The sequence below is a fragment of the Alteromonas gracilis genome (assembly GCF_043642145.1).
GTDB lineage: Bacteria > Pseudomonadota > Gammaproteobacteria > Enterobacterales > Alteromonadaceae > Alteromonas > Alteromonas gracilis_B.
The window spans coordinates 95341-117639 of sequence record NZ_JBHZRZ010000010.1; the positions used below are offsets into that span (position 1 = coordinate 95341).

Here is a 22299-nt window from a genome sequence, read left to right on the forward strand (position 1 = left end):
GTGTGTGTTGTATTTGGAAGGCGGTTAAGCTACCGCTGGGCTCAGGTGCCGATAGTGTTAGGCGGCATCTGAATTCTTAGCGTCTTTTTTTTCAGAATTCACCTCATTACTATTATGTTGCTGCTGCTCGGCTCGCGTGCCTGTGGAACTTGATTGACTCACTCTCGATGTGACCGTTTCTACCTTTTTCTGCTTATCGTAGAGGAAGGTTAATACTTCATGTCGGTAGTGGTTATATTGCTTGTTATCAGCTAGCGCTAACCTGTCGCGAGGACGTGGCAACGCAATGTTTAATATTTCACCGATAGTTGCAGCTGGGCCATTGTTCATCATTACAATGCGATCTGATAGCAGCACCGCTTCATCCACATCGTGGGTAATCATAATAACTGTGTTACCAAGGTCGGCATGGATCTCCATCAGTGAGTCTTGAAGGTGGGCACGAGTGAGTGCATCCAAAGCACCAAAAGGCTCATCCATTAACAGTACTTTGGGCTCCATAGCCAAAGCGCGAGCAATCCCAACTCGCTGCTTCATACCACCAGAGATTTCGCTGGGTAGTTTATCGAGGGCGTGAGTCATATGCACAAGTTCTAAGTTGTGCATAATCCAGTCTCGCATCTCGCTTTTACTCTTGCCACGCATGGTAGATTTCACTGCCAGCTCAACATTTTTGTAAACGGAGAGCCAAGGTAATAACGAGTGATTCTGAAACACAACAGCACGCTCTGGACCAGGTTGTTTAACTTCTGCGCCATCTAATATCACACCACCTGTGGTAGCTTGATGAAGGCCTGCAACAATATTCAATACCGTCGACTTACCGCAGCCAGAGTGCCCAATAAGCGAAACAAACTCGCCCTTGGCAATTTTAAGATTCACATCTTGTAGCGCAGTGAATGGCCCTTTGGGTGTAGGAAAGTCAATACCAACTTGTTCTAACTCTAAGTGTTTAGTGTGCATAAAATTCTCCTCAAAATTAGCGAAGTACGCTTGACTTGTCCCAGCTTACAGCTCGCTGAATTGATAACATTAAGCGGTCTAGTACAAAGCCGATGGCACCGATGGTAAGAACCGCAACCATAATTCTTGCCAATGACTCTGAACTTCCGTTTTGAAACTCGTCCCACACAAACTTTCCTAAACCTGGATTTTGCGCAAGCATTTCAGCGGCGATCAGTACCATCCAACCAATGCCAAGAGACAAACGAAGGCCGGTAAAAATCATTGGAATAGATGAAGGTAAAACAATCTTGGTAAGATGAGCGAACGGTGTAAGACGTAACACTTTACTCACGTTTATTAAATCTTTATCGATGTTCGAGACACCCACAGCCGTATTGATAAGGGTTGGCCATAGACAGCAAAGAGAAACAGTAAACGCAGAGGTAACAAAAGACTTTGAGAATGCAGGGTCTTCACTGACATAAAGTGCACTCACTACCATGGTAACCAAAGGCAGCCAAGCTAATGGAGACACAGGTTTAAACAATTGAATTAAAGGGTTAATTGCTGTGTACGCCGACTTACTTAGTCCGCACATAATCCCCACGGGTACAGCAACCACTGAGGCAATGAAAAAGCCGACCATAACGGTATACAGGCTGGTCCATATCTGATCAAAGAAAGTGGGAGCGCCAGTAAACTCTCTAATTTTAGGGGTATACGTTGGGTCTTGCGCTACGCGCGCTGCATTTCTCGCTTCTTGGCGTTCGTAGAATGCCTCTGCTTTTTCTCTTTGTGCAACGTGCTCGTTAATTAATGCGCCCGCCTGTTCGAATACTTGCGCTGGGCCGGGAAATTGACCTAGCGAGGTGTCGATACTTTTTGCTACGCCATTCCAAATAGCCAAGAACATTAGCAAACCGATGACGGGCAGCAGCAACGCAGGTGCTGATTGATACAAACGGCTAGCCATTGAGTTAGCGTTTGATGGCGATGATGGAAGGCGAAGAATGGTTGTCATCTTGCTCATTGCTTGCTCCTGACACTTATTAAGCGCTATTGCGCATTAGCGCCCCGTTGCATTTAAGGCTTCAACGGGGCAATCAACTTAGACACTTAAAGAACAGTGTCACCTTTTAGGCCAATATTGAATTGCTCTAGGTATGCATTTGGCTTACTTCCGTCAAACGTTACACCGTCGATGAATTCGCTTTGCGCAGGCTTGTAACCTGTTTCTGTGGCAAACTCTGGGAAATCTGAAGCTTTGGCTTTACCTTCAGCAATTAGCGCCATGGCAGCCTGTGCATATACTTTTGGTTTGTACACTTTTTTCGCAGTTTCTTTGTACCAGTCGTCAGACTTGGCTTCAGAAATTTGGCCCCATCTACGCATTTGTGTGAGATACCAAATTGCATCGCTGTAATACGGATAAGTCGCGTTGTATCTGAAGAACACGTTAAAGTCTGGCACGTCGCGCTTATCGCCCTTTTCGTACTCAAACGTGCCCGTCATGCTGTTTGCAAGTACGTCTTCATCTGCACCGACATAGTTGCTTTTTGCCAGGATTTTCACTGCCTCTGGTCGGTTGGCATTGTTGTTTTCATCAAGCCACATTGCTGCACGAATTAGTGCCTTAACCACGCGAATATGCGTATTGGGGTATTTATCAGCCCAGCCTTGGCTAACACCAAATACCTTTTCAGGGTTGTTTTTCCAAATCTCATAATCTGTGATCACTGGAACACCAATGCCTTTAAATACAGCCTGTTGATTCCATGGCTCACCCACGCAATAGCCGTAAATGGTGCCGGCTTCCATGGTGGCTGGCATTTGTGGAGGCGGCGTAACCGAAAGAAGCGCTTGAGCGTCTATCTGACCTGCAGTATCACCTTTGTGCGGCGCATAATAGCCCGGGTGAATACCACCTGCCGCTAACCAATAGCGAAGCTCGTAGTTGTGGGTGGAAACTGGGAAGACCATGCCCATGTTAAACGGCTTTCCAGCATTGCGATATTCATCAACTACAGGCTTTAAGTAATCTGCTTTAATGGGATGTACGGGTTTACCATTTTCTTCAGGGATATATGCTTTCATTTTCTCCCAGATTTCATTCGAAACCGTTATGCCATTACCGTTGAGGTCCATACTAAATGCGGTGACAACATGAGATTCAGTACCAAAGCCAATTGTCGCGCCTAAAGGCTGACCCGCAAGCATATGCGCACCATCTAACTGGCCGTCAATAACGCGATCTAATAGCACTTTCCAGTTAGCCTGCGCTTCTAACGTAACGTAAAGCCCTTCGTCTTCGAAGAAGCCTTTCTCATAGGCAATCGCCAGTGGTGCCATGTCGGTGAGTTTTATAAAACCAAATTTGAGCTCTTCTTTTTCTGGCCAGCCCACTGCAGGCGCTTGTGCTGCAACGCTAGCTGAAAAACTCGCTATCGATACGGCAACTGCCGCGCATACTCCAGCGCCTACTGTTCGAAAGCGCTTTAGTAATGATGTTGTCTTTAACCCAGTCATACGTGTTCCTCGTAGCCAAAAAAAAACCCACCAGCGTTCGACGTTTACCGTCGAGCATGGTGGGCTTCGTTGCCGTGTTTGTAATATCGGAGTTCTTACAAACGCTTCAAATTGTTAATGGTAAGTCAGGAATTCCCGCTCACACACCTCATATCTGAGAGATGATTTATCTCAAGCTCTAGGCTTTTTAAACCGTTTTTTATTATTATTCACTTGCCAAGAAAGAAGATGTCGAAGCTTCCATACCGCTCTTCGCTAATCCTATTTTTTGTTCATGGTAGTGATGTGCAGTCCACAATGACATATTAGTTATGTAAATTGTGTCTTGCCTTGATGCTTTAGATAAAGCACATTCGTTATTGTACGAATTTGCTTCAGAGCACACGCAGATAGATAGCACTCATCATGCCATAATCGTAAGCCATTGAATTTTCCATAAAAAGAAGAATCCCAACTCAAAAAGAAAGAACATAAATGTGACTTCGTGCACCAAAACAGGGGGAATGTTCTCGCATGGTGCGCTTTAAAACACCTAAAATTTCGTTGTAGTTTCTGTCAAAATTAGTTTGATTCCTTTTTTTACAATATGTTAACACAACTAGTTAGCTATAAACGTTTAGTGAACTGACCTATTGCATTGACGATCTTATCTGCTCCACTTTGAATTTCCCCAATAGCTGTCCCCGATTGAGTGGAATATTCCAAAGCTTCGCGTGCTTTATCTTGTCCCGCCTCAATTAAATGCACTGCATTTTCTGTAAGCTTTCTGTTTTCTACCACAACGTTTACAATTTCTTCTGTGGTGCTGCTTGTACGAGATGCCAGCTGCCTTACCTCATCCGCAACCACGGCAAAACCTCGTCCTTGGTCGCCAGCGCGAGCAGCTTCAATAGCAGCATTTAGCGCAAGTAAGTTAGTTTGGTCGGCAATACCACTAATGCTCTTTACAAGATCTGCTACTTTTTGTGACTGCTCTTCCAAATCTTTAATACCCTGACTGGCACTTTTCATTTGCACAGTCAGTTCAGTCATGGCTTTTACGGTAGCGTCTAGCACTTGGTTACTTTTTCGCGCTTGTTCACCCGTTTCTTGTGAGATCTTAAAAGCGACGTTAGCTGCCTCAGAAATAGCGACCTCTCTTTGCATCTGCTCTGTGATTACCGTTGCAAACTTTACCACCTTGTAGAGTTTCCCCGACTCATCTCTAATTGGGTTGTATGATGCCTCTAACCAAACATCGTTTCCTCTGCTGTCAAGTCGCTTGAATCGCCCAGATGCAAGTTGACCTTGCGCTAATTCGCGCCAAAAGTTTTTGTACTCCTCCGAATTCGCTTCTTGCTGTGTACAAAACATGCGGTGATGTTTGCCCACAATTTGATCTAAGGTGTATCCCATTCCCTGTAAAAAGTTGTCGTTGGCTTTTATGATAGTGCCATCCAAGTTAAATTCGATGACAGCGGAAGAGCGATGAAGCGCCGCAATCATGTCACGTAACTCGTTACTGTAAGTTATATTCCGGGTCTGCTCAGCCATGTAGAAAGCGATGTGCTTAACGTTCCCCTGTGTATCTTCAACAGGTTGAATTATTCCTCTAACCCAAATTTCTTGCCCTTTGGGGTTTAAGAAGCTAACAGCACCATGCCAATGACGGTGTTTGTTTACAGCACTTAGCATATTTTGTGTGTCGGTCTTTTTAAGCGACTTTGGATTCAGTAAACTTTCTAGCGTTTTACCCTTGATGTTTTCAATCTTGAACCCCGTTGCCTGTGCGTACAAATTATTCGTTGCAGAAACTCGCCCATCTGCACTTAACTCAATGAATAACATTTCCTCACGCAGTTCTTCCTGAACTGTCTGGTACGCTTTAAGCTCCCTCACTAACCGCTGATTTTCTGCCATCAACTCGTTGTTTCTGAAAAACATCATACGCTCCTTATGAACTTCGTTTCATTTATTGTCTGTAGCAAGCACCTTATAAGAGGCGTATTTATCCACGCGTGATGGACCAAAGGCGCATCAATTGGCATTACTATTTGTGGTATGAAACGACATGCGATTTTTTCTTGATTTGATTAAAGATAGCAGAGGAAAAAAGGTTTATTGGCGAATTTCAAAATAAAGTCGTGGTTTTCGGGGCGCTACACGAATGCAACGTCGAAATGGTGTGTACCTCATCGCCTAGATGCGTTATCTGCAATTAAGGTTTGGAAGCAAAAACGCATCGATTTCGCCCTTCGGTCTTTGCATCATAAAGGGCCTTGTCTGCAGTGTTCAAAATTGAAGTTAATGTCCAATTTTTGCGGTTTTCGAAGTTAAAGGTTGCCACGCCTAGGCTCGCCGTCACCACCCCTGAAATACTGCTTTTAACATGCTCAATGCCCAGCCCTTCAATGGTTTCCCTAATTTCTTCAGCTTTAACTTTCGCCCCAACGGCGTCAGTATTAGGCAGTATGGCAACAAATTCCTCTCCACCATAACGCGCACAAAAATCAGTATTTCTTGTGATAACTTCGTTCAATCCTTCTGCCACAGCTTTGAGGCATTCATCACCTTTGAGGTGTCCATAATTATCGTTGTACGACTTAAAGTTATCGATATCTAAAATAACCATTGTCAAAGACCAGCCGTATCGCTTCGATAAAGCGATTGCCTTTTCCATTTCCATTTCGAAAGCACGTCGATTGGGAATATTTGTCAATGGATCGCTGAGCGATAGCCGAATAAGCTCTGTTTCTTGGCTTTTTACCCTTTCAAAATACAGCGCAAAAGTTTTAGCCAACCTAGAAATTTCATCACTCCCCTCAAAAGAAGCAACTTCATCGCTGTTAGTTTCTACCATATTCGTTAGCGCTATAAGCCTCAGAATGATTCGCTTATAGATATAGAATATAATGGCACAGCATATTGTCATTACTACCAGCGACAGGCCAAGCGACAGTGTTATTTGCTCAGACACCGCTTTATTAGTAGAAGAAGCATACTCTGACGTACCTTTTGTTATCGAAGACGCCCTAAATTCTATATTTGATGCTACCTCTTGTGCTAAATGCTCTACGAAGCTTCCTCTTCCGCGAGAACGACCGCGAGTGCGCATTACATTAGCTTGTTTATCTATCATTCCCTCCTGACCGAGAACCCCTTCCTCAAGCACAGTCACCAGTTCATCGCTAAGTTTATCTTGTATAGACGCTTCGCGAAGAGCTTGAATACTCTTTTCAATATTGCCTTCTAACTTTCGCAATTCGTGCAGTTGAAATTGTTGATTTACCTGCGCGATTTGCAAGATGACGGGAATAAGTACTTGTGAAGACTGTAGCTTGGGATACTGTGAATGGCTGCCAATAAATACGTCGTTGAGGTAGCTAAAAAGCACTTCCCTTTCTACCCGCATTTCTTTTTCCAAATCAATTTGCTGACGAACAAGTGTATCGAGCTCCTCGAGTTCCTGCGCAAGTACTTTTAACTGCGTTGCTAGATACTTATCACCGTGTTCAAGGCTTAAATAAGGAGAGTTCAACCGCTCTATGGTTTCATCTAGCTGGCTTTTTACGATACGTCGGGATGACTGGTTTTCAGATGATGTCAATTGCGCAGTTAAAGAAATAAGATGTTGAACTTCCCGCGTAATCTCAGTGGCCTGATTAAGTGTTGGAATTGAAGAAGAAGTAACATCATCAAGCACTTCTTTTACATCATTTAACCGAAGTAAAGATAGCAAAAGGATAAGTAAGAAAAAGCCCATCACACTGCCTTGAGCAATAATGAAAAGAAAAAGGGTCTTTTTCTTGTGCTGCATATTACTTCCCGTCTCTTGAAACATCGCGTATGCGATTGTTCACAGTGGGCTTTATATCGTATTGCTCAACAATCGCTTGCATGACTAGATCAGAAATTTGTGGAGGCCTAGTACTTTGCGCATTACGACGCTGGGAGTTTTTTAAGGCATAATAACCATCACCTCCATTAGCAAGAAAATTACTTGTTGCAAGCGAATAGAGCTTCGTTCTATCTATTGACCGACCATTTATTGTAACTTTCTTTACACGCTGAAAAGCTTTAGCCGTAGAATCGAAGGTGTACGACATACCAGAAACATGGGGGAACCCGCCTTTTAAGCTTTGGTATTGAGAAAGTCCTTCTTCGAGCGCTTGAATAATTTGGGCCCCAGTCATTTCCAATGAAACAACATGTGAGCGAAAAGGCAATTCAATGATAACGTCTTGCCGGGTGATAGGCGACTCAGAAGTATAAGACTTATCGCCTCTTATGCTCCCGCCGTTTATAAGCGCAATGTCTGTATTGGCATACCGTTTTATGGCGTCGGTTACAAAATTGACAAACGGACTCTCCTCACTTCTAACCTTATTTCGCCTTGTCGACACATCAACTTTCCACTCGCCTATTTGAATATTGAGCAGGCGCTTAAGCCGCGCTTCATATTCTATTAGCTGCTGGTCTATCTGTGCGTCGGTGGTAATTTCATCTAGAGGCTGTTCAACATAAGAAACCGCTTTCCATGCGATATCCTTTTTGAAGCTCGCAATAATTGCGGTTCCTTGTTGAGTAAGCACCATATTATTGGGGTGGCGAGTAGATTCGAAAAGGCTTTCTTCTTCAATGCGGCTATCTGTTATAAACGCAACATCGATAACACGCTTATTGAGCATGCTGTTGATAAATCGGAAGGGATAAGAATAATGAAGTAATATAATATCTACTCCCTGCTGACGCAGCAGTTTAGACTCCTCCATTATAGCTTTTTGAGGGGGTGTTATCGATATATCAGATAGCTGATACTCTTCAATAACGCGCTCGTGAAGAACAGAAATAACCCCCAGCGTTAACTGGTCTTTCTCAATAATTACCGATGTGTGAAGGCCGTCAGGAGAGCGACCAAAACGCTTATCTAATGCGTTACTGGCAACTAAGGGAAAAGCGGCCTCATAAGAGCGAAGCGAAAGCTCGTCTTCGTAAAAGCTAAATTCCCTTTTGGTCACGCCCATCACGTCGGGTTCAAGTGAGTTTAAAATGTCTATGATATGTGACCCACGGTCAAATGAAGCCAGTGCACTTGGTCCAATTGAGCCACCACCGAAGATGAAAAACACCGTATCGCTACTTCGTCGTTGTTGTTTTACGAGTGTTTGCAGGTTTGCGTATCGGCCGCTACGAGCGTCGCTAATATTAGGCATGTCTGCGGTCAGCACGAAGGTTACGCTTTCTTGTGCAGACGAAACTTGCTCATCACTTAGCGCATCGCCCACCTTAAAAGCGAGCAACGTTCCTATAAAAAGTATAAGCTTTACAGTAAATCGCATAGCATCGCTTAGGGAAAGAAAGTTGATATTATTAATGAGTATAGCAACGATTTAGTCAATGCTACGATAGGCTATGTTTACGTTATTAGTACGATTTTAATGAATGGATAATGCTTACCAAAGTAAGCATCATTGGCAGGACTGGTGCTTCATACAAAGGCGTGTTCAGCACAGAAATGCATGCTGTGAATTTGGCGCTAAAATGGCAAACTGTTTTTGTTGCGTTGAGCCCATAGCTGTCTAGCTTGAGAAAGCGCTTCGGCTACATCACAATTTTGAAGAAGCACTAGATAGCTTGCAAGTGTACTTAAAACAGCCTGCTCACCGTAAAGGCTAGTCGCTTTTCCCGACCACACATCAAGCATGTCATTTATGTTCATGTCTTTATCTTTAAGTGCCCATTTATCAGCAACCACCGGCATTATTACCTCGTCGGTCTTGCCGTTTCGAGTTATGAATAGCTCAGTTTCTCGTTCACCGTTTACTTCAGGGTCGCCGCCATCTCCCCGAAAACAGAGTGCGTCTATTGAAGGGTAGTTTTCATTTACGCGGCAGTGCTTGTGATCAAGATGCATGTGGTAAACACCTTGAACGCAAAACTGGGCTGCCGTAGGGTTCAACAGCCTTGCTAGCGTGTTCGCACACGAGCGCAAGCCAAACACTTCTCGAAGCTTGATGATGGTATCAAGGGCGGGTAGCAAATACGACAAATCTAGGTAAGTAACACCCTTATCAGTAAGCTGCTGTTTTGCTTCTGAAATGCTTTTAACTTCAGGTAAGCCTAGCTGGGGTAACGCTATACTAGCGTAAAGGCGTCCAGAGCCAGGTTCGTGAGCGCCGTGTAGCATAATTGAATAACCATTATTAACCAGCACAGCGACCGCTAATAAATACCAAGGCAATTGACGACGCTTTCCTGCATAACACCCAATATCGAGCGTAGGTGCTAGGGTTTTAATCTCTGGTTCAATGAGTTCTCTGCACGCGTCAACAAAGCCAATCACTTCTTCAGGTGTTTCTTCACGGGTGCGAAGCAACATAAGAAAAGCCCCGCGTTGATCACCTGTGATTTCATTCGCCAGTACCATCTTCATGGCGTGGTAAGCTTCATCTCGGGTAAGGCTACGCCCCCCTTTTTGGCCCTTACCGATAATTTTTATGTATTCACTAAATGGTTGCTGCATGCTTAGAAGGATGTAGTAGAAGTGTATTAACCTGTTGACGAGACTCTACCACCTTTCCAAATATAAGTAACGTAGGCCCACTTAAATTCGCAGCCTCTACTTTGCTATGAATATCCCCAAGCACACCAGTTATGACACGCTGTTGAGCAGAGGTAGCATTTTCAATTGCCGCCACTGGCCACGTACGTGGCACCTTGTGTTGAACTAAGCCTTTGCAAAGACCTTCAAGTCGGCTTAGCCCCATATAAACCACCATGGTTTGTTTTAATACATTTTGCGCCATAGGGGCCATATCAGGCCATTGGTCAACGTCTTTAAAATGCGCTGTCATAAAGCTAACCGACTGAGCACAACGCCTATCGGTCAATGGTATACCCGTATAAGCAAACACGCCCGACGCCGCCGTAATACCTGGAACAATTGCAAAAGGGATGTTGGATTTTGTGAGTGCATCGGTTTCTTCGCAGGTTCTTGCAAATAGGGCTGGGTCACCGCCTTTTAACCGCACGACATTGTGACCGCTGCTTGCCAATTCAACCACTCGCTTGCAAATTGCCTCTTGAGTAAAACTGTGCTTTTTACAACGCTTGCCCACGTACTCTTTCACTACCGAAGAAGGAATTAACGCAAGAATTTCCTCGCTTACCAATGCGTCGAAAAGTACGATATCGGCTTGCTGTAATAAACGAAGGGCTTTTAAGGTAAGTAACTCTGCGTCTCCCGGGCCAGCGCCCACTATGAATACCTGCCCCTCGCCCTTAGCCTTACTTTCTCGTTTCAGTGACTTAAACCACTTGCTCAAATAGGTGTCTTTTTCTGAAGCACCCGCGTAGTTAGTTTTTTTAGTGGAAGGCGCTGTATTTTTAATGACGTTCGTTAAGCTTTCAAAAGCGTGGGTACTAACTAATGCCGCGTTAGCTAAGTCAGTCTTACGTAATTCTGTGTTAGAAGCGTCTTTTTTAAAGTGCTTAAATTTTAAAAGTCTTGTTTTAAAAAGCTTTGCTTTGAAAGATACCGGTTTAAAAAAGGTGCGCAAAAACGGTAAAGACCAGCTTGATGCTAACGACATAGTTTAACGCTCCTAAACAGATTGAGTTTCAATGACTAAATGCTTTTCAATAAGCTGAGACAAGGCGGGTTTGCACGACCCACAGTTCGTACCGCACTTTAATTTTTCGCCAAGCTCAGTCACCGATGAGCAGCCCATATTTAACGCGTTTGTGATAGTTTTTTCGCGCACTTCGAAACAGCTGCACACCACGTCACCATTTAAAAATACCTCGTCGACCTTACCTTGCAGCAGCATACGCTGTGTGTCGATATCAACTTCAGTATTAAGCACACTGGCAATCCATGCGCTTGGCACTGCCCATTGCGATTCGTCCTTTAACGGTGTTTCACCTAAAAACATGGCTATGCTCAGCTTACTGTCTACAAAGGCCAGAAAAACCGAGTAGCTGTGGTGGTAAAACTGCAAGACAACCGCGTTACTTGGCACCAAATCGGTAAGGCGTGAAAATACTTGGGTGAACTCACGACGATTTTGGTTTGACGCAATATTAAAAACCGCGGCGGTCTGAGCACGAGCAGCCGCGCTTACATCAAGCGTCTCGCCTTCAAGCGGTACTTTAGCCCAATAATCACACGCCGCTTTTAGCTGTGCTTCATTAGCATCTTCACATGAAGCAATGAACACCTGTCCATAAGTAGCGAAACTTACAGGTGTTATTGCTACCGCTGCGTGTTTTAACTCTGGCTGCCCTGAAATAGGGTCAACGGCGCTGGCGTAAAGGGCACCAAGCTTACTGTGAGACCCCCACTGCGCTGACCAATGAATGGGAATGAAAACTTCGCCATTGCGCATGTCCGTATCTACTTTCACCGGGTAAATTACTGGTACATCTTTGCAGACAGCACTGGCTAGGGAAACATAATCGCCATTTTCAACACGCAAACCTGCGGCATCATAAGGCGCTATGTGAACATAAGCGCTCGGCATATGAGCAAGTAGCTTTGCGGCCTTGCCCGTACGCGTCATTGTATGCCACTGATCCCTAGCACGCCCGCTATTTACAACAAAGGGATAGGCCGTTGACGTAATCTGCAATGGCGCTTTGTAAACAACCGGAATCAGTTTAGCTTTGCCATTGGGCGTTGAAAACTGCTTATCTTCAAAAGGGCGCTTGCTGCTTAAGCTAGTCTTGAGACTACTGTTAGGTGCAGGCGAATTCACACCATTATAAATAATCTGAAACGGCCATTGTTGTGGTGATAGTGCGTTATATTGAGCTTCACTTAAGTGTTGTAACGGCGATAAATCTAGCTGACGCTTACCGTGATTTTTGTAACCTGTAAGCCCAGCATATTCACAAAAAATTTGCGATGGATGAGTAAAGCTAAATGCCTTGGCAAATCCCATTTTAGCGGCGACATCACACATTATTTGCCAATCGTGTTTTGCACTACCTGGCGGGGGTAACATGCCACGTTGGCGTGAAATACGGCGCTCTGAATTGGTTACGGTGCCGTCTTTTTCTGACCATCCCGTCGCTGGAAGCGCAATGTGTGCATATGTGAGCGTGTCGTTAGATTCAACAATGTCTGAAACTACCACCATGTCACATTTTGACAGTGCGCGTTCTACTTGGCTGCGATTTGGCATACTTACCACAGGGTTGGTGCCCATTATCCAAATGAACTTTACGTCACCACGCTCAATTGCTTCAAAAAGGTCAACCGCTTTAAGCCCCTGCCCTTTTGGCATAACAGGAGCATCCCAGTAAGTTTTGACCGCCTCAATATGCAAAGCGTTTTCAAGGTCCATATGTGCTGCCAGCATGTTTGCCAGCCCGCCCACTTCACGGCCTCCCATCGCATTCGGTTGACCTGTAATTGAAAACGGCCCGCAGCCTTCTTTCGCAATTAAGTCGGTTGCTAAATGACAATTAATGATGGCTTGGGCTTTATCTACCCCAGCGGAAGACTGGTTCACCCCCATGGAATAAAAGGTAATAGCGGTAGTGGCTGTGCAAAACGCATCAAAAAAGGCCTTAATACCATTTATGTCGACATCGCAAATATCTGCAACGTCACTAAGCGTTAGCGTATTTGCACTTTCAATTGCATCTTCTAATCCGTCGGCAAAGGCGTTCACACAAGCCCTGTCTATTCTACCTTGTGCATTTGCATAGCTAAGTAAACCGTTAAAAAGCGCCACGTCGCTACCGGGTTTTATGGGAAGATGTAAATCGGCAATGGTACAGGTTTCTGTTTTGCGCGGGTCAACAACAATCACCTTCATGTTCGGGTTCTTCAGCTTCGCTCGCTGAATGCGCTGGAAAAGCACAGGGTGCGCCCACGCTGTATTACTGCCAGTGATCACTAACAAGTCTGTGCACTCTAAGTCAGTGTAATCGCAAGGCACCACATCTTCACCGAATGCACGCTTGTAAGCAGCCACTGCTGATGACATACAAAGGCGAGAGTTGGTATCAATATTTGCACTGCCGATGAAGCCTTTCATCAGCTTATTGGCAATATAGTAGTCTTCTGTTAGAAGTTGTCCTGACACATAAAAAGCAACGGCATCCGCGCCATACTGCGAAATGGTAGACGTGATTTTTTCCGCAATTACATCGGTGGCCGTGTCCCAATCCACCGATTGACCTGCCATGGTTGGGTGAAGCAAACGCCCATAAAGGTCGTTTGTCTCAAGCAGGTTTGTTCCTTTAACACACAATCTACCATAATTGGCGGGATGCTCTGGCGTGCCTTTAACAGTGTCCAGGATTATGGCACGCGTGCTTACGTTGCAACTAACATCTACACCGCAACCCACGCCGCAGTAAGGGCACGTTGTTTGTCTTAGTTGTTCAGACATCATGTTGGGTTGTCGTGTAGCCATATTCATTTCATTACCTTTTTCGTTTTCAAAGCATGTGAAAGCCGTGTTGACTGAAGGCCTTACACTTGGACGACTTTGTTATTAAACGCCGCTTCCTTCGTTGCCAATAAAAACTTTATCGCCCTCTACCTTCACAGGGTATGCCGTCACCGACACGTCATCGTGCTCTTTGCACAGGCCGCTTTCTAAAAAGTAATGTTCTTTATACAACGGCGATGCCACAACAGGAGCGCCGCCTATCGACCCTAAAAGTCCACGGTATAACACGTTAGCTTTGCCGATAGGGTCGTAATTACTAATAGCAAAAACTTGAAGTTCACCTTTTATTTTCAAGCAGAAGATAGCCACCTGCTGCGAATCAACAAGGGCACACACTCCGCTATTGGTTACCAAGTCACTCGTCTCACATACATAGTGCCATTGCACGGCTTGTTGTTCTGACGCTAGTGCGTTTTGCGAAGCTGCCATAATGTGTTTCTCCTAATAGGTTGAAAAGTCAGTTGCTACACCATAGAGACAGGAATGAACTGGTCTTTCCCAGCCACTTTTTCCGCGTCTGTAGCAGGGCGAACTTGACCGCGCTCTGAAACGAATTGGATGTTGGTATCGCTTGCATTACTGTTAACAAACTGACGGAAACGCTTGCGCGACTCAGGGTTTTCAATGGTGGTTTTCCATTCGCACTGATATGCATCAACCACGTCATCCATTTGTGCTTCAAGTTCAGCATTAATGCCCAGTGCGTCGTTTATTACGACATCTTGTAGATACGCTAAACCACCTTCTAAATTGTCCATCCACACCGACGTGCGCTGTAAGCGATCGGCGGTTTTAACGTAAAACATCAACACACGATCGATGTATTTGATAAGGGTTTCAGTGTCTAGGTCGGTCGCGAAAAGATCGGCATGACGAGGCTTCATTCCACCATTACCACATACGTAAAGGTTCCAACCTTGCTCGGTAGCAATAACACCAATGTCTTTGCTTTGGGCTTCGGCGCATTCACGCGTACACCCTGACACAGCGAACTTAATTTTATGCGGCGCGCGCAAGCCTTTGTAACGATTTTCTAAATCGATAGCAGTGCCTACAGAGTCTTGTACACCATAGCGACACCAGGTACTTCCAACACAGGACTTCACAGTACGTAACGCTTTTGCATAGGCATGGCCAGTTTCGAAACCGCCAGCGACAAGCTTTTCCCAAATATCAGGAAGGTGCTCCACACGGGCGCCAAATAAATCGATACGTTGACCACCCGTTATCTTGGTATACAAGTTGTATTCTTTGGCGACTTCACCTAGCAAAATCAGTTTTTCCGGCGTAATTTCACCACCGGGTACGCGCGGCACAACCGAGTACGTACCGTCTTTTTGCATATTGCCAAGGTAAATATCATTAGTGTCTTGCAGCGGAAGGTTTGACGCGTTCAGAATATAATCGTTGTAAACTGACGCTAGAATGGAGCCCACTGTAGGTTTACACACTTCACAGCCTAAACCTTCGCCGTGCTGTTCTAGCAGGTCATCAAACGTGCGAATACCGTTAACTTTCACAATGTGAAATAGCTCTTGTCGGGTATAGTTGAAGTGTTCACAAATTGCTTTTGATACTTCTACGCCGCGCTTTTCAAGTTCGCTATCTACCACGTTTTTAAGTAGAGCTGCACAGCCGCCACAGCCCGTACTCGCTTTGGTTTCGCCTTTCACATCTGCCACGCTGCAACAACCACCTTCAATAGCTGAAACAATGTCGCCCTTTGATACATTTAAGCATGAACAAATAGATGCAGTTTCTGGTAGTGCATCTGCTCCTAACGCAGGCGCTGCAATTGATGAGGGAAGGATAAGACTTTCTGGGTGCTCTGGTAGCTCAATGCTGTTTAACGCATATTGTAAAAGCGTGTCGTAGTCGCTGGTATCACCAACAAGTACGGCCCCAATCACGTGCTTTTGGTCGCTATCTACCACCAGCTTTTTATACACGCCTTCAGGCTGATTTAAATACGTGTAGCTAAGTGCACCTGCCGTGCGTTCGTGGGCGTCGCCAATTGAACCCACTTCAACGCCCATTAATTTTAATTTGGTGCTCATATCCGCACCTGTGAACTCGGCATCTCCACCGATTAGGTGACTAACTGCCGTGCGTGCCATGGTGTAACCAGGTGCAACAAGGCCAAAGATTTTGTTGTCCCACAACGCACACTCGCCTACAGCGTAGATATTCGGATCAGACGTAACACAGTGGTTATCAACAACAATACCACCACGCTCGCCAAGTGTGAGGGAAGACTTTCTACCAAGCTGATCAGATGGGCGAATACCAGCAGAAAATAAAATCATGTCAGTTTCTAATGCCGTACCGTCGGCAAATACCATTTTGTAGCGACATGTTTCACCCGCTCCTATGGTTTGGGTGGCCTTTTGTGTGTGAACGGTTACGCCTAATGCTTCAATTTTGTCTTTCAGTACAGAGCCACCAGCCTGATCTAGCTGTACGGCCATAAGCTGGGGTGCAAACTCAACCACATGCGTATCTAGACCAGCTTGCTTTAATGCGTTTGCCGCTTCCAAACCCAGCAGGCCGCCACCAACAACAACACCTACCTTGCTCACTGCAGCAGATGCTTCAATGGCAAGTAAGTCGTCAATGGTTCGGTATACTAAGCAGTGCTCTTGGTCATTGCCTGGAATAGGGGGAACAAATGGGTAGGAACCTGTCGCCAGTATTAATTTATCATAGCTAAACACCTGCCCTTCTGAGGTCGTTACATTATTATTGCTGCGGTCAATGTCTGTTACTATTGCATTGGTAACGACATTCACACCCCACTGTGCATATTGTTGAGGCGTGGTAAGCGCTAGGTCGTCAGCACTCGCGCCGCTAAAAAATGATGACAAATATACGCGGTCGTAAGCGAGGCGAGACTCGCCACATAAAACGGTTATTTCTACATTGGCGTCGCTTTGGTGAAGCTGCTCAACAAAATGATGCCCCACCATGCCGTTGCCTACGACAACAATATGCGTTTTTGAGTCCAATGAAGTCATTGTATTCCCCTTTTTTCGGGACAAAAAAAAGCCCGCTTCAACTTGCGTTGATGCGGGCTTCGTTGCCTATTTTGCCAATTTTTTAAATTGACTAACACATTTTACGGAGTGTTATTAATCACACGATTTTTAGTGATTGACAGAAATCACCAAAACACACTTTACCTAATTACCTATGTAGCTATCCAAGTTCAGTGCCAAAACCGTAAGAACATGTTTTTATTAAACTTAATCCCAAAAGAGCTTTTTCAACACTTCACAATTGCACCAAACAAACGCAAAACTGTGTTCACTTGGTGCAGAGTTTAAAATGAAGACCAACGCCCAAGCTTCACATTACGCGAGCTTGTCGGTTGCTACTCGGTAACGAGGGTCTTCAACCACGTTAATTTCAACGAACTTGTCTGCTTTGCGAAGAAGCGATCGACACTCATCGCTAATATGACGAATGTGTAACTTCTTACCCTGCTCTTCGTACTTGTCGGCAAGCGTGTCTAGCGCATCGATACCTGACGAATCCCAAATGCGAGAGTCTTTAAAGTCAATAACTACATCTTCAGGGTCGTTGGTAATATCAAACAAATCTTTGAAATGAGATACCGAACCAAAGAATAAAGGGCCATCAAGCTCATACACTTTCCAACCGTCGTTATCGATATGCGATTTTGCTTCAATGTGGCGCGCGTGTTTCCATGCAAACACAAGAGCCGAAACGATAACCCCAACAACCACAGCAATTGCAAGGTCAGCAATAACCGTAACACCGGTTACTAGGAACAATACAAACGCATCTTCTTTGTTTACGCCGCGAATAATTCTGAACGACGCCCACTCAAAGGTAGCGATAACCACAACAAACATAACCCCAACAAGCGCAGCTAGCGGAATCATTTCAATCAGCGGTGCAGCGAATAGAATGAAACCTAACAGTACGACTGCTGCAGTAATACCTGACAAGCGACCACGCCCACCAGAATTAATATTAATCATGCTTTGGCCAATCATGGCACAACCGCCCATGCCGCCAAAGAAGCCGTTCACGGTATTTGCTACGCCTTGACCCACACATTCTTTGTTGCCGCGGCCACGGGTATCTGTCATTTCATCAATAAGCGATAGCGTAAGTAGCGATTCAATTAAACCTACTAAGCAAAGAATGATAGAGGTAGGCAAAACAATCATGAAGGTTTCCCAGGTAAACGGCACCATAGGAATGGCAAAACTTGGAAGCTCACCCGCTAACGTTGCGGTATCACGCTGGTCTGCAGGAAGTAGGTCGCGAACAAAGTCGATAACCGTACGTGCTTCTAAATCAAGGCCGTGTACTAGCAACGTTACTGTTACAATGGCAACAAGCGACGCTGGTACAGCTTTTGTAAGCTTAGGAAGCAAGTAAATAATGGCCATAGTTAGCGCCACTAATCCCAGCATCCAGTAAAGAAGTGTACCTTCCATCCACTGCAACTCACCTGCAGCGTTAGTCACTTTAAACTGGCCTAACTGCGCAAGGAAAATAACAATAGCCAGCCCGTTCACAAAGCCCAGCATTACTGGGTACGGTACCAGTCGTATGAATTTCCCAAGCTTGAATATACCGCACATTATTTGTAGCAAGCCCGCGAGGATAACCGCAGCAAATAGGTACTGCACCCCGTGTTGAGCAACCAATGCCACCATAACAACCGCCATGGCACCTGTGGCACCAGAAATCATTCCCGGACGACCGCCGATAGCAGAAGTAATTAGGCCCATCATGAAGGCCGCATACAGACCTATCATTGGCTCAACGCCTGCTACGAATGCGAATGCCACGGCTTCAGGGACCAATGCTAGCGCCACGGTAATACCTGATAGCACGTCATTTTTAACGTTGCTGTCTTTACTGTTAATTAAATCGAACATGTTCTCTCAGAAGCTAAGATGTTAAACACAATAACCCACCGTGGCGTATGCTGCGAAATAGCAGAACACCCAGTAGGTAGGAGAATTTTTCGGCGATTCTATCACCATTGATACTTAAAATCTTTTAATAGATTGTTACGAGCGCAAGTTAGAACTTGGCTTTTTTCATATTAAGCGTTTCTTTCAACACATCAAAAGGGGCTTTGTTGAAAGTTAGTCTTTACTTTTCCTTAGTGCTTTATTTAGTGGCACATGCTGACAAATGGCGCTGCACATGGCATCGTATTAAGGTTTTTAGTTCACGATGTCAGTAGGCCCATCTCGCTTTCTGGCGCTGCGGGCTAATGATAAACTGCGGCTTACAAACATGGCCCCGATTCTACGAGGAGTTAAAGTGGTACCTTATATTCTTACTATTTTGTGTGTGCTAGTGGCTGGCGCAATTCATTGGATGTCACCTAAGGCGTATTGGAAGGCGACCATTGTGTCCACCGCGGTTATTTTATTGTTTTCCGTTGCAGCACTTTTCATTTTTCAAGCCTCAGGCATGCTAGTTAGCGAGCATACTGGTGAAAATGCTGATTTTTCGGGGCAAATGCTTACCATTACGACCATGATCGCATTTTTTGGCTTCTTAATTTCACTTTTCGTGGGATGGTTTCTTCGCGTAGTAAGAAACTAGTTTACCAGACTACCCCATAAACTACTTTATTTTGAACTTCGCAGCGTTGCACCATTTTGGCGCAACGCATTCTTCCTGAACTGATTTACTTGCCGTGCCTCGTATCCTTTATTTGTAAACATAGAACGTCCCCCCTTAACAAACCTCTCTGTTTTATTGCGCCTTACGCTTGTTCAGCTTTAACATTTTCTATTTTTCAATGTTTCTTAAACAGGGCATAAGTGTTGCTTAGCTAAGGTTGTACCAAACCGTGTTTCGCGAATAAAAACGTTAACCTTAAAAACAATGCGAACACCAAAGATCAGCAGGCCTTATTATGCTTCATGAACCTGAATCTACCATTGCACTTTGTAGCGACGCTACTAAGCGCTTTTTATTAGCAGCTAAACACGCTGAAATAACTGTGCTTGAACAGCTATCTAGCAATTGTCGAATTGTTATTGCTGTGCGCGAGCTAATTCATGAGCTACAAAAAGAACGTGGGGCTAGCAATATCTTCCTTGCCTCTAAAGGTGAGCGCTATAACACCGAACGAATGCAGTATGTCAGTGCGAGTGAGCAAGCAGAGTCTACCCTTAAGAGCCACCTTAAATCACTTTACCTTGTTGATGGAATAACAACGGGGAACCCAAGGTTACTCAGCAGCATTACGCTTGCCATGCAGGCTACTGATTACTTGCCAAGACTAAGGGAACAAGTCGCTAAGCAGCAGTTAACCCCGCTTGAGTCGACAAGAGCGTACAGTCGTTTAGTTGCTAGTTTGCTTACCGTCATTTTTGAAGCCGCGGATATTGCCAGCGACCCCACAATTACGCGATTACTTGTTGCGCTTTTTAATTTTATTCAAGCTAAAGAATATGCAGGTCAAGAGCGAGCGTGGGGCGCTATCGGTTTTGCAGAAACCAACTTCGACGCACGCCTTTGTGAAAAACTTACCGCGCTTCAACATGCGCAAGAACATCACTTCAGCATATTCTGTGAGTTTAGCTGTAGAACACACAAAGACGCACTGCATGCATTAAACAATAGCCCCGCAGCGATGGATGTTACGCAACTTAGAAATATGATTGCACAGCTCAGTGATGGAAGCCCTATCGCAGGGGAAATATCAGAAGTGTGGTTCGACGTTGCAACACGGCGCATTGACGCAATGCAGGATATCGAAGTTGCATTAACCGAAACGCTAAATCAGCAAACGAACACAAAAGTGGCCAATGCAAAAAGTGAAATGGCCAACCATCAGCAGTTACTCACTAGTTTCAACGACGAGCACGCCACTGACGGTTCACCGCTCACCCTACTTTTTGACCCGACTATGCCGGGCTTGGCCGAAGATTCAAAAGAAGATGAATTGAAGACAGTTTCACTTAACGCCCAAACTAAGACGTTGTCTGCCCACCGTTCGTTTTACGATTTACTTCGTTCGCAGGCTCAGCACATTGAGGATATGGGTAGAGAGTTAGAAGAAGCCAAACGCGCCATTGTTGAACAAAAGCTAATAAGCCGCGCAAAATTAGTTGTGATGGAGCAGTTTGGTTTAAGCGAAAATAACGCTTACCGTCGATTACAGAAACAAGCCATGAGCGAAAACACAACGATAGCAGCCATTGCATCTAAAATTGTGGATATCACAACGAAAACAGTAGCGCGGAAATAGGTAATAGTGGGTATAGCGTCTAAGTTCTTAGCTACACCGTAGGCTCCACTACGTTAAGCAAAGGCCAATTACGCTGCCAGTTTTTAGCAGTGATACGTTGTTTGAAAGCATCGGCGCGAGGAAAAGCGGGGTTGATGCTAATAGTGCTTGCAAAGTTAGCACTTAAACCAAATGGCGCTAGCACATCTATATCGTCGTTAGCGGTAAGTCGCACCGCCACACAGGTTTCCCGCTCTATCCAATAAGATATGGCTTCACAACAGCTCCTATAAGGGGAGTGGCTATGAGCTAGGTGCATTCTCGCTTGATTTTTTACCTGCCAGTTAGCCTGCGGCACTACCCGGGCGAGCTCGCGCTCTAACTTAAACTCTTGCGCCTTTGCCGTAGACAAGTATATTGAGTAATTTAATGATTGAACTGCCGATTGAGACATTGATTGAGCTGCGTGCTCGGTGGTGGCACAGCTTCGCGGCGCATCACGTTCGCCATGAAAATAAACTACGTCGATATCGTTAAGTGGTGTGGTTGTGGCTCTATTATGCAGTTCATCCCAAATGGCGTTTCGCACGAAACCCGCTCCAATGTATCCTTGTGGTAAATCAAGGTCACGTAAAGCTTGAAGACAACGCATTCTAAACGGGTCGCGTTTAAGTATTTCGCTAAGCCTTTTTAATAACACTGGCTCTGCTGAATTCGAAAAAGCGTTTAGCACGTCAGTCACTCAGCGGCACCTTCAATGACACGTCATTTTTATTGCGAAGTGTTTTACACATTGCCTAACGCGCAACTTGCGTTAAACAAAACACTATTTGTCGTGTTTACTGCCACCTAAGCAGTTTGGAGATACTTGAGACTGTCCACCTCGCGCTTCCCACTCAGCAGGCGTGTATGTGTGAAGAGCTAAAGCATGAACAGGCCCATGTAGCGCTTCGGCCGCAAGGCCGTTAATTTCTCTGTGTCTTGCAATCAATCGCTTGCCTTCAAAGGCATCGCTCACCACAGTTACTTTGAAGTGACTTTGGGCGCCTTCTGGCACATTATGCATAAAGCTTTCATCCACTACGTCAAGATAACTCGGGTTAAGTGCGGCTTCAATTGTGGTTTCTAGAAACGCTTTTACTTGCATAG

The 22299-nt window shown here is 45.1% G+C and carries 16 protein-coding genes; 2 read left to right on the top strand and 14 right to left on the bottom strand.

Annotated features, from left to right (window positions below; genetic code table 11):
• Positions 1 to 57: 57 nt before the first annotated feature.
• The 12 genes from ACHUFN_RS16670 to ACHUFN_RS16725 form a co-directional block, all read right to left on the bottom strand.
• On the bottom strand, positions 58 to 963 hold the full coding sequence (locus ACHUFN_RS16670; protein ID WP_394223668.1) for an ABC transporter ATP-binding protein: 906 nt from the start codon (positions 961 to 963) through the stop codon (positions 58 to 60).
• A gap of 16 nt (positions 964 to 979) precedes the next feature.
• Positions 980 to 1975 carry an ABC transporter permease gene (locus ACHUFN_RS16675; protein WP_394223670.1) on the bottom strand — a complete coding sequence of 332 codons (996 nt, stop codon included), beginning with the start codon at positions 1973 to 1975 and terminating at the stop codon, positions 980 to 982.
• A gap of 86 nt (positions 1976 to 2061) precedes the next feature.
• Positions 2062 to 3471 carry a CmpA/NrtA family ABC transporter substrate-binding protein gene (locus ACHUFN_RS16680; protein ID WP_394223672.1) on the bottom strand — a complete coding sequence of 470 codons (1410 nt, stop codon included), beginning with the start codon at positions 3469 to 3471 and terminating at the stop codon, positions 2062 to 2064.
• A 606-nt stretch (positions 3472 to 4077) separates the two neighbouring features.
• A complete protein-coding gene (locus tag ACHUFN_RS16685; RefSeq protein WP_394223743.1) occupies positions 4078 to 5394 on the bottom strand; it encodes a methyl-accepting chemotaxis protein in 1317 nt (438 codons plus the stop codon).
• Between the two features lie 274 nt (positions 5395 to 5668).
• Positions 5669 to 7267, bottom strand: coding sequence for a diguanylate cyclase (locus tag ACHUFN_RS16690; protein ID WP_394223673.1), 1599 nt, complete (start codon positions 7265 to 7267; stop codon positions 5669 to 5671).
• 1 nt (position 7268) lies between these two features.
• Entirely contained in the window at positions 7269 to 8789 is a 1521-nt protein-coding gene (locus tag ACHUFN_RS16695) for a bifunctional metallophosphatase/5'-nucleotidase (RefSeq protein ID WP_394223674.1), read from the bottom strand.
• 197 nt (positions 8790 to 8986) lie between these two features.
• Positions 8987 to 9973: a glycosyl transferase family protein gene (locus tag ACHUFN_RS16700; RefSeq protein WP_394223675.1), complete on the bottom strand. Its 987-nt coding sequence runs from the start codon at positions 9971 to 9973 to the stop codon at positions 8987 to 8989.
• Positions 9957 to 11042 (bottom strand): uroporphyrinogen-III C-methyltransferase, encoded by a 1086-nt coding sequence (cobA, locus tag ACHUFN_RS16705; RefSeq protein WP_394223677.1) that lies wholly within the window; start codon positions 11040 to 11042, stop codon positions 9957 to 9959. The genes ACHUFN_RS16700 and cobA overlap by 17 nt, the downstream gene beginning before the upstream one ends.
• Before the next feature lie 12 nt (positions 11043 to 11054).
• A complete protein-coding gene (locus ACHUFN_RS16710) occupies positions 11055 to 13883 on the bottom strand; it encodes a nitrate reductase (RefSeq protein ID WP_463424086.1) in 2829 nt (942 codons plus the stop codon).
• Positions 13884 to 13958: 75 nt separating this feature from the next.
• Positions 13959 to 14345 carry a nitrite reductase small subunit NirD gene (gene nirD / locus ACHUFN_RS16715; RefSeq protein ID WP_394223680.1) on the bottom strand — a complete coding sequence of 129 codons (387 nt, stop codon included), beginning with the start codon at positions 14343 to 14345 and terminating at the stop codon, positions 13959 to 13961.
• A 35-nt stretch (positions 14346 to 14380) separates the two neighbouring features.
• A complete protein-coding gene (gene nirB / locus ACHUFN_RS16720; RefSeq protein ID WP_394223681.1) occupies positions 14381 to 16930 on the bottom strand; it encodes a nitrite reductase large subunit NirB in 2550 nt (849 codons plus the stop codon).
• Positions 16931 to 17266: 336 nt separating this feature from the next.
• Positions 17267 to 18832 carry a SulP family inorganic anion transporter gene (locus tag ACHUFN_RS16725; RefSeq protein WP_394223682.1) on the bottom strand — a complete coding sequence of 522 codons (1566 nt, stop codon included), beginning with the start codon at positions 18830 to 18832 and terminating at the stop codon, positions 17267 to 17269.
• Positions 18833 to 19226: 394 nt separating this feature from the next.
• Here ACHUFN_RS16725 and ACHUFN_RS16730 point away from each other — a divergent pair, with 394 nt between their 5' ends.
• A complete protein-coding gene (locus ACHUFN_RS16730) occupies positions 19227 to 19514 on the top strand; it encodes a hypothetical protein (protein ID WP_394223684.1) in 288 nt (95 codons plus the stop codon).
• A 316-nt stretch (positions 19515 to 19830) separates the two neighbouring features.
• The gene (locus tag ACHUFN_RS16735) at positions 19831 to 21171 is read left to right on the top strand and encodes a nitrate- and nitrite sensing domain-containing protein (protein WP_394223685.1); all 1341 of its coding nucleotides are present in this window, start codon (positions 19831 to 19833) and stop codon (positions 21169 to 21171) included.
• Positions 21172 to 21202: 31 nt separating this feature from the next.
• On the opposite strand, the gene ACHUFN_RS16740 is transcribed toward ACHUFN_RS16735, so the two are convergent.
• A complete protein-coding gene (locus tag ACHUFN_RS16740) occupies positions 21203 to 21802 on the bottom strand; it encodes a nucleotidyltransferase family protein (RefSeq protein WP_394223745.1) in 600 nt (199 codons plus the stop codon).
• Positions 21803 to 21976: 174 nt separating this feature from the next.
• Positions 21977 to 22297, bottom strand: coding sequence for a BolA family protein (locus tag ACHUFN_RS16745; protein WP_394223686.1), 321 nt, complete (start codon positions 22295 to 22297; stop codon positions 21977 to 21979).
• Positions 22298 to 22299 lie beyond the last annotated feature (2 nt).